Origin of the sequence: Motiliproteus sp. MSK22-1, assembly GCF_001968815.1 — a bacterium.
Classification (GTDB): domain Bacteria; phylum Pseudomonadota; class Gammaproteobacteria; order Pseudomonadales; family Balneatricaceae; genus Motiliproteus.
Genome location: NZ_MIEQ01000068.1, coordinates 1 through 501 on the forward strand (window position 1 = coordinate 1; position 501 = coordinate 501).

The 501-nt window shown below is 57.9% G+C and carries 1 protein-coding gene; it reads right to left on the reverse strand.

The genetic code is table 11. From position 1 onward, the window contains the following. Positions 1–157 precede the first annotated feature (157 nt). Positions 158–501: hypothetical protein (locus BGP75_RS27090; protein WP_198939409.1), on the reverse strand; the 344-nt coding region annotated here is incomplete at its 5' end.

The following is a 501-nucleotide window of genomic DNA, read 5'->3' on the forward strand; positions in this document are numbered from 1 at the left end:
CTCGACTGCAGCCACCCAGACCCTGGTGGATAACGTCAGCTACCAGAACAACAGCAACACTCCCTCCACCAGCAACCGGGTGATTACTATAACCAGCCTGCAGGACAGTGGCGGCACGGCCAACGGCGGCGACGATACCGCTTCGCTGGCAGTCGCTTCAACGGTGACCGTGGTTGGCGTTAACGACGAACCGACAATGACCGCCAACGCCAGCAACCCCACCTACACCGAGGGTGGTGCCGCCGCCAGCCTGTTCAGCGGTACCAGCGTAGATACCATTGAGAGCGGGCAGAATATTACCGGTCTCTCCTTTACCATCACCAATGTTACCAACGGCAGTAATGAACGCATCAACATTGACGGCACCACCATTGTGCTGACTCACGGCACTAACGGCTCCACCGCTGGCAACAGTCTCAACTACAGTGTCATGGTCATCGGTACCACCGCCACGGTCACGATGACTGGTGGTAATCTCTCCACCGCCGCCATGCAAACGAT